This is a genomic window from Niabella beijingensis (assembly GCF_020034665.1).
Taxonomy (GTDB): domain Bacteria; phylum Bacteroidota; class Bacteroidia; order Chitinophagales; family Chitinophagaceae; genus Niabella; species Niabella beijingensis.
On sequence record NZ_JAIQDI010000002.1, the window covers coordinates 1,497,248 to 1,511,715 of the forward strand.

The following is a 14,468-nucleotide window of genomic DNA, read 5'->3' on the forward strand; positions in this document are numbered from 1 at the left end:
TATCAGTAATATTATGCCGCAAAAATAAGGATCTATTTATTAAATTGTCACTTCTTTGTCAACAATTTCCGAGAACTTTTTTTTACCTCTTACAAAATGTTCCCAGGCAATGTTCTTTTTCAGAAAGCCACTGAGCGGCTTCTTTTTATCCTTCGGGAATGTACTTTTCTTCTGGTCGACAAGCATCCATTTTATAAAAGACAGGTGCGCACTGGCCACCGCTATAAAATAGCCGCCGTCTCCGCCCAGCAGGCTTTTGAACGCCGAAACACCATCCAGTACAGCCCGCAGCAGGATTACATACAACCGCCTCCATCCGTACATGTTTTTGAACATCATGATATGGTTGTTGCGGAAATTGAGATAGGTCTTTAAGGAATTGCCTTTTGGTAGGGTGCCGCCCCCTACATGGTAAACAACGGACTGCGGACAGGAGCTGATCCCATACCCGAGCAGCTGTATCCGCCAGCAGAGATCGATCTCTTCCTGGTGGGCAAAGAAGTACGGATCAAAGCCACCCGCCTCATGAAAAACAGCCGCCCGTATAAACAAGGCTGCGCCGCTGGCCCAGAAAACGGGAGCGGGGGTATCATATTGTCCCTCGTCTGTTTCCGTAAAATCAAAGACCCGGCCTTTGGCAAAAGGATAACAGTAATGATCCAGCCATCCTCCCGCGGCACCCGCATATTCAAAATACCGGGGATGGTTGTAAGAGAGGATCTTGGGCTGACAGGCGGCAAGGAACGGGTCTGTTTCAAGCAGCTGCAGCAACGGATCGAGAAAACCCTCCGTAACCTGTACATCAGAATTCAGCAACAGGTAATAGGTGGCAGAAACCTGTTCCAGCGCAAGATTGTAGCCCTTGGCAAATCCATGATTCTCCTCAAACCGGACAATGCGCACCTCAGGGAATTCCTTTTCCAGGTAGGCAACTGAGTCATCCGTTGATCCGTTATCCGCCACTACCACCTCTAAACGGTCATAGCGGATGCGTACCACGCCGGGTAAGAACTGCTCCAGGTATTTTTTACCATTCCAGTTTAAAATGACAATAGCAACAGACGGGATCTTCATGAAATGCAAAGATTCAAAAATAAGGCAAGCAAATCACAATCAATCTCTTTTATCTGTTGTCTGCGATTGTTTTTTAACAAAAAGATGGTAAAGCTGAATAATGGCGATCAGTCCATTCGAAATAATGATGGGCCATTTCCATCCCAAAAGGATCCCATAGGCAATAAAGAATACACAACCTGCAAAGTTAATGATCCGTATCGCGCCCAGCCGTTTGGGAATAAATGAAATAACCAGCAGTGTCATGGCCAGATAACCGGTGTATTCGATATAATCATTCATAATCAGGATCTGATGGTTAAAAAAAATGACCGGTTTTCCCGGTGGAATAAAGTTATTGGATTTATAGCATTATTTTTGCTGCAACCTTTTCAGTCATTGGATAATCTGAGTTTAAACACTAGGTGGACTGGAACGGACCGGTAGACTATTCGATTTTAACCCCCTAGAAAAATATGAAGTATCTTCTTTTACCTGTTTTACTGTTTTTTTTGTCTTCCCAGTTAAAGGCACAGGGAGGCGTAGCTGTGTATAAAGACCCGCGTATTGATCAGCTGCTTAAGAAGCAGGCCGACGTAAATAATATATCCACCCGTAATTCCACAAAAAGAAGAACAGCTCCGGGGTACCGGCTGCTGATCATCAGCACTAATAATAAGGCAGAGGCTATTGCTGCCCGTACAAAGATCTACTCAAACTTTCCGGAACTCAAACCCTATATGTGGCACCAGTCGCCTTATTTTAAAGTGAAGGCCGGGAATTTTACCTCCCGCCAGGAGGCGCAGGCTTATCAGAAACGGCTTTCCGCGTTTTTTCCGGGAGGGGTTTTCCTGATGAATGATATCGTGGAAGTGAGCCCGGACAGCTCCGGCAGCGAGGAGTGAGCTGTACCTGAAGTCCCGATTTCCCAATACACGCATTATCAGTTATTTTTGCCGGATGATTGATGAAATACGAGCACTGGCAAAACAATACGCTCCCGGACTTATTGAGGTGCGCCGGCACCTGCACGCCCATCCGGAGCTGAGTTACCAGGAATTTGAAACTTCCAGGTATATACAGGAACAACTGGGGGCAATGGAGATCCCTTTTGAGATAATGGCCGTTACCGGAGTGATCGGATTGATAAAAGGCCGTAATCCGGAGAAAAGAATAGTAGCCCTGAGAGCGGATATCGATGCATTGCCCATCCGGGAACTGAACGAAGTAAGTTACCGCTCGGTAAATGAGAATGTGATGCATGCCTGCGGACATGATGTACATACTTCCTGTCTGCTGGGTGCTGCAAAGATCCTCAATGAAACAAAAGAGCACTGGGAGGGAACGGTAAAACTTATTTTTCAGCCGGGAGAAGAAAAAAACCCCGGTGGAGCAAGTCTCCTGATCAAAGAAGGGGTATTGCAAAATCCTGCACCAGCCGCTATTTTCGGGTTGCATGTACATCCGGGTCTTGAGGTTGGAAAGCTCAGTTTCAGGGGAGGAAAGGTGATGGCCAGCGCCGATGAGCTCTATTTTACCATAAAAGGAAAAGGCGGACATGCCGCTGCGCCCAATCTCTGTGTGGATCCGGTACTGATCGCTTCTCATCTGGTGGTGGCATTGCAACAGGTAGTAAGCCGGCGAAATAATCCGCAAAACCCCACGGTGCTGTCCATTACCGCATTCAACGGGGGCACCACCACCAATGTGATCCCCGATGAAGTAAAGCTGAAGGGTACCTTCCGTGCCATGAACGAAGCCTGGCGTTTTGAAGCACATCAGATCCTGCGGGATATTTCAGAAGGATTGGTAAAAGGGATGGGAGGAACGCTGGACCTGCATATTGATGTAGGCTATCCCAGTGTATACAATAATGAGGAGCTGACCGGGCGCGCCACAATACTGGCCGAGACTTATGCTGGTGCCGACCGGGTGGGCGAAACAGAGATCCGTATGGGGGCAGAGGATTTTGGTTACTATACCCAGCAGATCCCCGGGTGTTTTTACCGGTTGGGCGTGATGAACCAGGAACGGGGCATTGTTTCCGGGGTACACACACCTACCTTCGATATTGATGAAAATGCCATTGAACTGGGCATGGGAATGATGGCCTGGCTGGCCATTGCAGCAGATTTAACAAAATTGAAATAAGAACCGGCGGCCTGATTGCATCATTATAAAAAAACATCATGATTAAAATAATAATAACCGGGGTATTATTTACCATATGTTCTTTAACGGCATCGGGGCAGTCCGGGAGCGACTCTTCAAAAACAGCGCGTGATTTTTTGATCGGGCAGGAAGAAAGCAGCGGAAGGCATCCGGATAACAGGAATAAGAACCGGATCGAAAATATCAAGCCAGCACAGGACAGTACTTCAGCCATAACTGAAAAAGCAACAGCAAAGAAAAAGAAGAAATGTTGTTTTATCTTTTGCCGTAAGAATAAGAAATAAGTGTGCTGTATTTACCAGGGCAATTGCCGTTGAGAATTCCTTTCCTTTTAAACTGCAGGCCGGATCGCATTCCGGTAAAAGAACAGCAGCTCAACGGAGCAGGTTATCATAATACTGCTTTTTAAGCTGCACCTTTGGTGCAGCTATTGCCGCCCGCGCACTGGTGATTGCTGTTGCAGCAACCTGAACCGGGTTGCCGTCAATAAGATTTAACGCAGCTTTTGTACAGTCTTCCGTTACATCTCCCCAGGATTTATCTACTCCATCATAAACCTGGTAATCCGGTGTAATGCCGTTAAAGGGAACTGATTGATCCAGGCTGTTCTTTGTCATAAAGGAAACCGTCCAGAAGGTTATTTTTTTAAATAGGTCAATCGGGAAAAAGCCCACCGGTTTACCATAGGTATTGTCATCACCGATCAGTTGTATGTTGCTGTTAAAATAAGGCTTCAGATCATTGATCAGCAGTTCTGCCGCCGATGCAGTATGCTCGCTTACAATAACGAATAACCTAGCAGGGGTGATGGGGAAGCCCCGTGTTCCGGCCGTCTTTGTAAAGGTGATTGTGTTGGCATCCGGTGAGTAATAGCGGGCGCTATAGGTATGCCGCGTGCGCATCAGGGTATAGTTGCCCGACTGGAGGTTTTGATTGTAATAATACGTGTACATCTTGGCACCTTCGCTTACATTGGCCGGGGCCAGGCTGTTGGCCATAAAGTCCTGCGTAAGCGTAAAGCCCCCGTTATTATACCTCAGGTCCAGGATGATATTGGTAACACCGGCATCTTTAAATTTCTGAAATGCGGCAATAAGCGATGCGCGGGAATCGGTCAGGTTGTCAAAAAATTTATAAACCAGGTAGCCGGCTTTTGTTCTCTTGGGCGATTGCACTACGTCCGAGTATAAAACGGAATTGGGAGTGAAAGAAGTAATAGTCAGGTTCAACGGCACCTGCTGGCCATCCGGCCTTTCAAAAGTAACGGTTGCTGATTTGGTCGTCTCATTATAAAACATGTTGTTCAGGACATCAACAGTGGACTGCGTGTAGTTCAACGTTGTATTATCAACTTTGATCATTTTCCACCCTCTTTTTACTCCTTTTTTCCCTGCATCAGAGTCAGGAAAAACATAGGTAACATACCAGCCCGCAAAATTTGACGGTGTTGCTGGTGCCAGCTGCCTGTTTTTCCAGCCCGGTTTTACAAAAAAGCCATAACTGTTTTCGGGCTGCGTGGCCTTACTGCTGGCCTCACTGTCGTAATAATCCGTAGCATAGCTGTATTCTTTAAGCTGATCTTCGGTACTGTAACTCCTTACTTTGGCAATAGTGGCTTCGGCAGTTTCCAATGCACTTGTTTTTACATACTGCCGGGGTTTAAAGGTTTCATAGCTGGTGCTGCGAATGGCGTCCCAATAATAGATTTCTTTTGAGAACAGGTAAATGGAATCGGCGATCAGTTCGTTTTCTGTACCCGGGTTGGGGGGAACATCCACATCCTTGTTTTTATCTCCGCAGGATGTAAGCAACAACAGGAACAGGCCAACAATAAAGCCCATATTGAATACACGCATAGAATCCGGAATATTTATGAAAAGATAGGAATTAATTCCTTTAAGAATATAAATTCTTTTTGATCTGATCGACGATCATTCCGGGTGTAATTTCCTGCATACAACCCGCCGCTCCATGTACCGGGCAGGGCTTATTGCCAAAGACCGAGGACGGGCGGCAGGGAAGATCGGTCTGAACCGCATTGTCAGGATCCTGTCCCCAGCCATAGAAACCCAGGTAGGGGTGGGTACCGCCCCAGACGGATACCACGGGAACGCCGTAAAGGGAAGCCAGGTGCATATTGGCGGAATCCATGGTGAGTATGACATTCATTTTTGCGATCAGCTGAAGTTCTTCCTTAAAGGAACAGGTTCCGGCAACAACCGTAATGTTCTCAGCGTCACCCGCCCATTGCTGCAGCAACGGTGCTTCTGTTCTGCTGCCGAATAAAAAAAGCTGCAGGTTCCTGTCTGCCTGCAACTGCCGGATGACCTCTTTCATTTTTTCCGCAGGATACATCTTAGCTGCGTGCTTTGCAAAAGGTGCAATACCCACTGCGAAGGGCTGCGGGGGGATGTTTGTTGCGGCAGAGCGGAGTGGTGCTGGTAATAATCCGTCTGCAACAGTGAGCTGCACCTGAATTCCCAGTTTTCTGAATACCGCCGCATAACGTTCGAAGGTAGGGGGCAATGGCCGCAGCTTTTTATTTTTTGGCCGTGTCAGTTCTTTTTTCTCCTTCCGGCCCTTGTCGATAACCGCTATGGGTACGGCCCCGAGAAACCTGCGGATGATCTTGGTGCGCAGCACATCGTGCAGATCCGCCACAGCATCAAACCGGATACCGGTCTTTAATTTGCGCGCGAGCCGCATCAATCCCGGAATCCCTTTGAAATCCTTTTTTATATCAACACCGTAAAAATGCAACCGGTCGATACCTTCAAAAAGGGGGGCGTGAAAGGGGATGGAGACCATTGTGATCTGTAGCTGCGGATGTTGTGCCAGTACCGATTTCAGCACGGGTACTGTCATGGCCACATCTCCCAGTGCGGAAAACCGCAATGCCAGTATGTGTACAGGAGCGGTCTTCATTATTTCTTTTGATAAAGGACCGGGTTCAGACTTTCATCGTTATACATTTTCATCTGCTTGTATATTTTCATATATTTTCTGCCGGCTTCAATGTCGGTCAGCAGCTGATCAATGGCAGTGGAAAGGTCATCCCGCTGCGTATGCAATACCTGCAGCTTTACGGCACAGGCTTCCCGGTGTGCTTCGGAGGCATCAGTACGGGTGGCTTCCAGGTTCATATGGTAGATCTTTAACTCCAGGATCGAAAGGCGGTCGATGGCCCAGGCCGGACTTTCAGTATTAAATCTGGCGCCCGCTTCCGGTTGTACTTCCCGGTACTGTTGGAGGAACCAGCTGTCGATATACTCCACCATGTCGGTGCGGTGCTGGTTGGAACTGTCGATCCTCCGCTTGATCTCCAGCGCTTTTACCGGGTCGATCTGCGGATCACGGATAATATCTTCCAGGTGCCATTGTACCGTATCGATCCAGTTTTTCTCATACATTAAAAATTCCAGCGTCCCTTTTGTATAAGGGTTTTGCAGGGGGGTGTCGACATTATCTGTTTTATGATACGCTTCAATGCTTTGCTGAAAAATACGGATCCATGCTGCTGTATGCATTCGCTGTTTTATTAAGTCTGGTAAACAATTAAATATCCCGCAAATGTAAGCGTTTGGGATTTGAGATTTGCGATTCGGGCTCTGATAGCCATCAGAATTAGCACTGAACCGTTGTATTTTGGAACCGGGATTTCAGCATTTAGTGTTTAGATTTTAGAATTTCTATGCTTCCTCATAATTCAGATCTTTATGAAACGTTTCCGGCAGGGTAAGCACTGCTACAGAGGATACCAGCATGACAATAACCGCAGTTATAACAGCTCCGTTCACGTATCCGATACCCTGGATGCCCCGTATTTCTTTGAACAAAAACAGAATGAGCGGGAGTAATCCTCTTACGAAATTCGGCACGGTGGTGGCTGCCGTTGCCCGGAGGTTGGTACCAAACTGTTCTGCACCCACCGTAACAAAAATAGCCCAGAAGCCAATACTGAAGCCCAGAACGAAGCAGAGGGTGTACATCCAGCCGGCAGAGCCGTTCCATTGGGTGGTAAAATAGAGTATAATGGAGAGGATCGTAAGGCCATAATAGATGTACAAAGCCTTTTTACGGCTTTTCAGCCACTGGCTCACCAGTCCGATGGCAATATCCCCGATAGCAAGCCCGATATAGGCATACATGATCGACCGGCCGGGATCAATCTCTTCGCGGATCCCGAATTGTTTTCCAAATTCACTGCTGAAAGTGATGAGCACACCGATGACGAACCAGGTTGGAAGTCCGATAAAGATACTTTTCAGGTATTTGCCGAAACGTTCCCTGTTATTGAATAACATAGAGAACTGTCCCTTTTTTACACTGGTTTCGCTCATCCGGTGATACATGCCGGATTCAAGCACCGAAATTCTAAGGAGTAGCAACAGGATACCAAGCCCACCTCCAATAAAATAGCAGGTACGCCAGTGAAACTCTTCTTTTATCAGAAAGGCAACAGCGGCACCCAGCACACCAAAACCGGCTACAATCGAAGTTCCGATGCCACGTTTTTCTTTGGGTAGTAATTCGGCTACCAACGTAATGCCGGCGCCCAGTTCACCCGCCAGGCCGATGCCTGCAAAAAAACGGATGGCCGTATACTGTGTGATGTTCTGAACAAACCCGTTGCAGATATTGGCGATGGAATAGATCAGGATGGATCCGAAGAGCACTTTTACACGTCCTTTCTTATCCCCCCAGATTCCCCATAGAATACCACCGATCAGCAGACCCGCCATTTGCGCGGAAAGGATCCATTCGCCTTTCGTAGTGATTTCATCCGCGGTGAGCCCCAGTTCCTTCAGACTGGGAATGCGGATGATACCAAAGATCAGGAGATCATAAATATCGACGAAGTAACCGAGGGCAGCCACAACTACGGTAAGGCTGAAAATGGACGCCTTTTTCTGATGGTTCATACAGCGTTAAGTAATTATTTTTTTAAATCCTGTAAATAATTGACTGCCAGTTCATAGCCTTTTAATCCGAGTCCGATGATACTGCCAGCGGATTTAGCGCTTACATGTGATATTTTTCTGAAGTCTTCGCGGGCATGTACATTGCTGATATGTACTTCCACTACCGGGGTGCGGATGGAAGCAATCGCATCGCCTATGGCCACTGAGGTATGGGTATAGGCTGCGGGATTAAGGATGATACCATCCGCTTCAAACCCGTATTGCTGCAAAGCATTTACCAGCTCGCCCTCTACATTGCTCTGGAAATAGTCAAAGCGGATGGCCGGATATTTAGCCTTTAACTGATCCAGGAATGATTCAAAACTGGAGTCTCCGTAGATACCGGGTTCCCGTTTGCCCAGCAGGTTGAGGTTGGGGCCGTTTATAATTACAAGATGCATCTGTGATATTTTAATGGGCTAATATAAACATTTGGGAGAGGAAACCGCTTATTTGGAATTGAAATTTTAGGAGGTAAAGAACTGCAAGGTTCGCAAGGATACGCAAAGGGAGAGTTAATCATATCTTCAAGGCTTTAGCATGTCTAATGTTTTGCAGTTTGTTTTTTTTGCAGGGTTCGACTATTTTTATCCAAACCTTTTACAATGTCTGTTCAAAAAATAGGGCTGCTGGTGGGGAGCTTGCGGGCCGCCTCCTACAGCCGCAAAGTGGCACTGGAAATGATCCGCCTGGCAGCTTCCGGAATGAAGCTGGAACTTATTGAGATCGGCGATCTTCCTTTGTATAATGAAGACCTGGAGCAACAGGTTCCGCCTTCCTGGCATCGTTTCCGCGAAGCCATGCGTGAAAAAGACGGGATTATTTTTGTAACGCCGGAATACAACCGCTCGGTTCCGGGATTGCTGAAAAACGCCATAGACGTCGGCTCCCGGCCTTATGGAAAAAGTGTGTGGAATGGAAAACCCGGTGCAGTGGTAAGCGTTACACCCGGCGGCCTGGGCGCTTTCGGGGCCAATCATCACCTGCGGCAATCAATGGTATTTTTGAATGTGCCCATGATGCAACAGCCGGAGGCTTACCTGAGCAATATTGCCGCTTGTTTTGATGCGGCACAACCGGAAGCAGGAGCGCGTCTGGAAAAATTTCTTGACGGTTTTCTGAAAGCCTATTCGGAATGGGTGTCGGGTACACTTGGAAACGATAAATAATCACTACATCTGGAACAGTGCCCGCAGCTCTGCCGCATCCGTAGGTTTCATTTTACCACCGAGGATGAGCCGGAGCTGACGGCGGCGGAGTGCCCCCTCAAATAAAAGCAGCTCAACATCCGTCACCGGCTCCACTGCAGGAACAGCAGCGGGTTTGCCATGCGGATCGAGCCCTACAAAAGTGTAATAAGCCTCATTGCTTTTATAACGGTAGCGGTTTACCAGGTCTTCTCCATGCACCACCATATGTACTTCCATGGAAGAATTAAAAGCACGGGTAACCTTTGCTTCTATATGAACGGAATTTCCCAGTTTGATAGGATTCTCGAAAGAAATATTGTCAACAGATGCAGTTACTACCGGAAGATTGGAATGTTTTTGAGCGGAGAGCGCGGCGGCAATATCCATCCAGTACATCAGGCGGCCGCCCATCAGGTTGCCAAAGGTATTGGTATCGTTGGGCAATACCAGCTCGGTCATCACTATTAAACTGTCTGCAGGATTTTTTGCCATTTCAAATTTTTTGCAAAAGTAACGGGATGTAGTTAATTTATAAAACCGCTGTTCAAACGGTTGCGCCTGGTCAATTTTTTTATAAACGGAACAGGCGGCGACCTTACCTTTGCCGGATATTGTTAAAGGTTATATGCAGGAAAAAAACACATCCGTATCATTCGACAATACGGAGCTCGCATTTAAATACAAATCAGAAAAAGAATTAAAGCAGGCGAAACTCTTGTTTTCCTTAATGGGACAGCCGGCACTGGTAAAGCTGGGTACCCGGCTTACCCCCTGGGCAATAAAGAACAAACTGCCCGTTAAAGGGATGATACGCAGCACGATCTTTAAGCAGTTTGTAGGCGGGGAAACACTTGCAGAAACCGCAAAAGTGGCTGAAAAGCTGGGACAATACAACGTTCAGGTGATCCTGGACTATGGAGTGGAAGGAGGGGACGACGGGGAGGCGGAATACGATCATGCAGCGGATGAGTTCATCCGGGTGATCGATTATGCTGCAACACAACCCAATATTCCTTTTATGAGCGTGAAGATCACGGGCTTCTCCAGGTTCTCGCTGCTTGAAAAGATCGACGGGCTGATGCATGCGGCCTCCGGTACGCTGATCAAGCGCTACCTGCAGGTGATCGAGCAGCTGGATCCGGCAGAAAAAGAGGAATGGCACCGCGTACGCACCCGGTTACTGCGCATCTGCGAAAGGGCAGCAGAAAAAAGGATAGGAGTACTGATCGATGCGGAAGAGACCTGGATACAGGATCCCGTGGACGCGCTGACCATTTTAATGATGGATTCGTTCAACAAAACGACTGCTGTCATTTATAACACAGTACAATTGTACCGGCACGACCGGCTGCAGTTTCTGAAAGACTGTTATGATGCCGCTGCAGAGCGGGATTTCCTGCTGGCTGTAAAGCTGGTCCGTGGTGCATATATGGAAAAAGAGCGGGCGCGGGCAGCAGCGCAGAACTATCCTTCACCGATACAGCCGGATAAAGCAAGTTCCGACAGCGATTATAATGCAGGAGTACGGTTCAGTCTTGAACACCTCGACCGGATCGCGTTGGTAATTGCTTCCCATAATGAAAAAAGTAACCTGGACGCGGTGGCATGGTTGCAGCAACACCAGGTTCCCCTAAATCATCCGCATGTGCATTTCAGCCAGTTGTACGGCATGAGCGATAATATCACTTTTAACCTGGCTGCAGCCGGATGCAGCGTCAGTAAATACCTACCCTTCGGACCAATTGAGGATGTGATCCCTTACCTGATGCGGCGCGCGCAGGAAAACACTTCTGTTAAAGGCCAGACCGGCCGGGAGCTGGGATTGATCCAGGCAGAGCTTAAAAGAAGAAAAGGCGCCTGATTGTGCCAGGTCCGCAACAGAAGCAGTACTGCATTTGATGCAGGCCGGTTGGCATATTTGGTTTCCCTTTTTATATGATTTACAGCAGCAGGCATGTCTTTGTACTATTTTTTATAAAATTATGTAATCGATTACATAATTGGAAAAATGTGCTATATTTATCGGCAGATAACGTGCGTATTGTTTGCAAAAAACGATAGCCATTTTTATTGATACATTCCTTAAAGCAATTTCATAAGTTATGGCAGAGACAAATTATGATGCGATTGTGATCGGTTCCGGCATCAGTGGCGGATGGGCAGCAAAGGAGCTGTGTGAAAAGGGACTGAAGGTATTGCTGCTTGAACGCGGCAAAGATGTAAAGCATATAACGGATTACGTAAACGCAGGCAAGGGCCCCTGGGAATTTGCACACCACGGTAATATGACCCTGGCACAAAAGAAAGCCAACTCCAACCGTATCCGGGGATTTGGTCCCAGTGAGGTCAACCTGGACTGGTGGGCCAATGACAGCGAAACCCCCTATACGGAAGTCAAACAATTTAACTGGTTCCGGGGATATCAGGTAGGCGGCCGCTCCCTGTTATGGGGGAAGCAGACCTACCGCTGGAGTGATATCGATTATGAGGCCAATGCCAAAGAAGGGATCGGTATCGACTGGCCGGTGCGCTATGCCGAGATCGCTCCCTGGTATGATCATGTGGAGCGTTTTATCGGCGTAAGCGGCAGTATCGAAAAGCTGCCGCAGCTGCCGGACGGACAGTTCCTGCCACCCATGGAAATGAATGTTGTGGAAAAGGATATTGCGGCCCGCATCAAACAGGCGTATAATGATCAGCGGCGTATGATCATTGGCCGGTGTGCCCATCTGACGGAAGCACTGCCGGGGCGCACCAAATGCCAGTACCGGAATAAATGCCACCTGGGATGCCCGTACGGCGGGTATTTCAGTACACAGTCCTCCACGCTTCCCGCGGCAATGAAGACCGGGAACCTCACCCTAAGACCCTGGAGCATTGTAACCCGGATCCTCTATGATAAGGATAAAAAGCGGGCCACAGGTGTGGAAGTACTGGATGCAGAAACGAATAAGACCTATGAATACAAGGCAAAGATCGTTTTTCTGAATGCTTCCACCCTCAACAGCGCATGGGTATTGCTGCATTCCGCAACCAATGTGTGGCCGGGCGGACTGGGCAGCAGCAGCGGAGAACTCGGACATAACCTGATGGACCACCACCTGGGCTCCGGAGCAGGCGGGCGGGTGGAAGGCTATGAGGATAAATACACCTATGGCCGCAGGCCCAACGGAGTGTACATTCCCCGGTATCGGAATCTGAATGGGGAAAAGCGGGACTATATCCGCGGATTTGGTTACCAGGGCGGGGCCGGGCGCGGAAGAGGCACACAGGCCGCCGAGGAGATCGCAGTGGGGGCGGTATTAAAAGAAGCACTTACGGAAGCCGGTGGCTGGAATGTATGGATCGGCGGTTTTGGTGAAGTATTACCTTATCATGATAACGTGGTAACGCTGGATAAAGACCGGAAAGATAAATGGGGATTGAATGTACTGGCGATCGATTCGGAATTAAAAGAGAATGAGAAAAAAATGCGCGGGGAGATCATCAGTGACGGAAAGGAAATGCTGGAAAAAGCCGGCGTAAAGGATGTTTACGGTTTCGACAATGACGGCGTTATGGGGCAGGGCATCCACGAAATGGGAACCGCCCGCATGGGGCATGACCCCAAGACTTCTGTATTGAATAAATGGAACCAGATATGGGATGCGCCCAATGTATTTGTGACCGATGGCTCATTTATGACATCGGCAGGTTGTGTAAACCCTTCCCTGACCTATATGGCTTTTACCGCACGTGCTGTAGACCACGCCATTGATGAATTAAAAAAACAAAACCTCTGAACAGGTTTAAGTCGCATTAAAAACTTCAGAACTATGAACAGAAGAGAAGCTTTAACCGCCGTTTCCGTTTTATTGGGCGGAACACTGGTGGGAGCAGAGGCCTTTTTAGCGGGTTGTAAGCCCGCCGGTAAAAAAAGCGGTTTGTTTACAACAGCGGATATAGCACTGCTGGATGAGATCGGCGAAACCATCATTCCGGCCACTCCGGATTCCGGAGGGGCAAAAGCGGCGCATGTGGGGGCCTTTATGCAGACAGTAATAGCAGATTGCTATACCACCCGGGAACAACAGGTATTTACAGATGGCCTTAGCCAGCTAAAGACGGCTTGCGAGAAGAAATACAAAATACCGTTTGAAAAATTGTCCCAGGGCGATAAAGCTGCATTTCTGACAGCACTTTATAATGAGGCTAAAACCTATGTCAATACCGATGTCTACAAAAAAGAAAAAGAAGCATTTGATAAAGAACAGGAGGAACTGATACGATCCGCGGCTGCCAAAAATGATTTTGGGGCCTCCTATCTGAAAGAAAATTACCCGCCGCATTATTTTACCATGATGCGGCAGCTCACGCTCTGGGGCTACTTCAGCTCAGAAACCGGCATGACCAAGGCACTGCGTTATGTGGAAACTCCGGGCCGTTATGATGGAAATTATCCTTATAAGAAAGGAGATAAGGCCTGGGCAATGTAGATGGTATGCTACCAGGGCGCAAAAACACAAAGAAACACAAAGTTTAGACTTGTATGCAAGGATTTTTGAGAACCATTAAGTTATTAAGAATTTTTAAGCGGGTCGTGTTCTAAATGAGCCTTAACCCCTTAATGGTTTTTACGGGTAAATATGCCACAAAGAGGCTAAGTCACGAAGACACACGAAGTTTAGACTTGTATGTAAAGATTTTTGAAAGTCATTCAGCCATTAAGAATTTTTAAGCGGTCCGTGTTCTAAATGAGCCTTAATTCCTTAATGGTTTTTACGGGTAAATATGCCACAAAGACGCTAAGCCACGAAGAAACACGAAGTTTGAATTGTCTGCAACGGTTTTTGAAAGTCATTAAGCCATTAAGAATTTTTAAGCGGCCGGTGTTCTAAATGAGCCTTAATTCCTTAATGGTTTTTACCGGCAAGTATGCCACAAAGACGCTAAGACACAAAGAAACACGAAGCTTGGATTATCTGCAACGGTTTTTGAAAGTCATTCAGCTATTAAGAATTTTTAAGCGGCCGGTGTTCTAAATGAGCCTTAATTCCTTAATGGTTTTTACCGGTAAGTGTGCCACAAAGACGCTAAGCCACGAAGACACACG

Annotated in this window: 15 protein-coding genes; 7 read left to right on the forward strand and 8 right to left on the reverse strand. The window is 47.6% G+C overall.

Translation table 11 applies throughout. From position 1 onward, the window contains the following. Positions 1-39: 39 nt before the first annotated feature. Entirely contained in the window at positions 40-1,074 is a 1,035-nt protein-coding gene (locus K7B07_RS22320) for a glycosyltransferase family 2 protein (RefSeq protein WP_223712756.1), read from the reverse strand. 39 nt (positions 1,075-1,113) lie between these two features. Beyond that, positions 1,114-1,356: a uroporphyrinogen decarboxylase gene (locus tag K7B07_RS22325; protein WP_223712757.1), complete on the reverse strand. Its 243-nt coding sequence runs from the start codon at positions 1,354-1,356 to the stop codon at positions 1,114-1,116. 173 nt (positions 1,357-1,529) lie between these two features. Between K7B07_RS22325 and K7B07_RS22330 the strand changes: the two genes are divergently transcribed. Genes K7B07_RS22330 through K7B07_RS22340 form a run of 3 tightly spaced genes read left to right on the forward strand, consistent with a single transcriptional unit; the run spans position 1,530 to position 3,509 of the window. Next, complete coding sequence (locus K7B07_RS22330; RefSeq protein WP_223712758.1) at positions 1,530-1,958, forward strand: SPOR domain-containing protein; 429 nt, start codon at positions 1,530-1,532, stop codon at positions 1,956-1,958. Positions 1,959-2,013: 55 nt separating this feature from the next. After that, positions 2,014-3,204: a M20 metallopeptidase family protein gene (locus K7B07_RS22335; RefSeq protein ID WP_223712759.1), complete on the forward strand. Its 1,191-nt coding sequence runs from the start codon at positions 2,014-2,016 to the stop codon at positions 3,202-3,204. 38 nt (positions 3,205-3,242) lie between these two features. Further along, complete coding sequence (locus K7B07_RS22340) at positions 3,243-3,509, forward strand: hypothetical protein (protein WP_223712760.1); 267 nt, start codon at positions 3,243-3,245, stop codon at positions 3,507-3,509. Between the two features lie 90 nt (positions 3,510-3,599). Here K7B07_RS22340 and K7B07_RS22345 read toward each other — a convergent pair whose 3' ends face one another. The 5 genes from K7B07_RS22345 to aroQ all read right to left on the reverse strand — a co-directional run bounded on the left by K7B07_RS22345 (position 3,600) and on the right by aroQ (position 8,587). Then, positions 3,600-5,081: a S41 family peptidase gene (locus K7B07_RS22345; RefSeq protein ID WP_223712761.1), complete on the reverse strand. Its 1,482-nt coding sequence runs from the start codon at positions 5,079-5,081 to the stop codon at positions 3,600-3,602. A gap of 40 nt (positions 5,082-5,121) precedes the next feature. Then, a complete protein-coding gene (locus tag K7B07_RS22350) occupies positions 5,122-6,150 on the reverse strand; it encodes a glycosyltransferase family 9 protein (protein ID WP_223712762.1) in 1,029 nt (342 codons plus the stop codon). Then, positions 6,150-6,752: a DUF4254 domain-containing protein gene (locus K7B07_RS22355; RefSeq protein ID WP_223712763.1), complete on the reverse strand. Its 603-nt coding sequence runs from the start codon at positions 6,750-6,752 to the stop codon at positions 6,150-6,152. The genes K7B07_RS22350 and K7B07_RS22355 overlap by 1 nt, the downstream gene beginning before the upstream one ends. 162 nt (positions 6,753-6,914) lie before the next feature. After that, the gene (locus tag K7B07_RS22360; RefSeq protein ID WP_223712764.1) at positions 6,915-8,147 is read right to left on the reverse strand and encodes an MFS transporter; all 1,233 of its coding nucleotides are present in this window, start codon (positions 8,145-8,147) and stop codon (positions 6,915-6,917) included. Positions 8,148-8,161: 14 nt separating this feature from the next. Further along, positions 8,162-8,587, reverse strand: coding sequence for a type II 3-dehydroquinate dehydratase (gene aroQ / locus K7B07_RS22365; protein WP_223712765.1), 426 nt, complete (start codon positions 8,585-8,587; stop codon positions 8,162-8,164). 204 nt (positions 8,588-8,791) lie between these two features. On the opposite strand from aroQ, the gene K7B07_RS22370 reads away from it, so the two are divergent. Continuing rightward, complete coding sequence (locus tag K7B07_RS22370) at positions 8,792-9,355, forward strand: NADPH-dependent FMN reductase (protein ID WP_276225289.1); 564 nt, start codon at positions 8,792-8,794, stop codon at positions 9,353-9,355. Between the two features lie 3 nt (positions 9,356-9,358). Here K7B07_RS22370 and K7B07_RS22375 read toward each other — a convergent pair whose 3' ends face one another. Next, positions 9,359-9,868 carry an acyl-CoA thioesterase gene (locus K7B07_RS22375; RefSeq protein ID WP_223712766.1) on the reverse strand — a complete coding sequence of 170 codons (510 nt, stop codon included), beginning with the start codon at positions 9,866-9,868 and terminating at the stop codon, positions 9,359-9,361. A gap of 133 nt (positions 9,869-10,001) precedes the next feature. Here K7B07_RS22375 and K7B07_RS22380 point away from each other — a divergent pair, with 133 nt between their 5' ends. From K7B07_RS22380 to K7B07_RS22390, 3 genes are all read left to right on the forward strand, one after another. Beyond that, positions 10,002-11,237, forward strand: a complete 1,236-nt coding sequence (locus tag K7B07_RS22380) for a proline dehydrogenase family protein (protein WP_223712767.1) — start codon at positions 10,002-10,004, stop codon at positions 11,235-11,237. 241 nt (positions 11,238-11,478) lie between these two features. Continuing rightward, positions 11,479-13,158 carry a GMC oxidoreductase gene (locus K7B07_RS22385; RefSeq protein ID WP_223712768.1) on the forward strand — a complete coding sequence of 560 codons (1,680 nt, stop codon included), beginning with the start codon at positions 11,479-11,481 and terminating at the stop codon, positions 13,156-13,158. A gap of 33 nt (positions 13,159-13,191) precedes the next feature. After that, on the forward strand, positions 13,192-13,851 hold the full coding sequence (locus tag K7B07_RS22390; RefSeq protein WP_223712769.1) for a gluconate 2-dehydrogenase subunit 3 family protein: 660 nt from the start codon (positions 13,192-13,194) through the stop codon (positions 13,849-13,851). Positions 13,852-14,468: the final 617 nt, after the last annotated feature.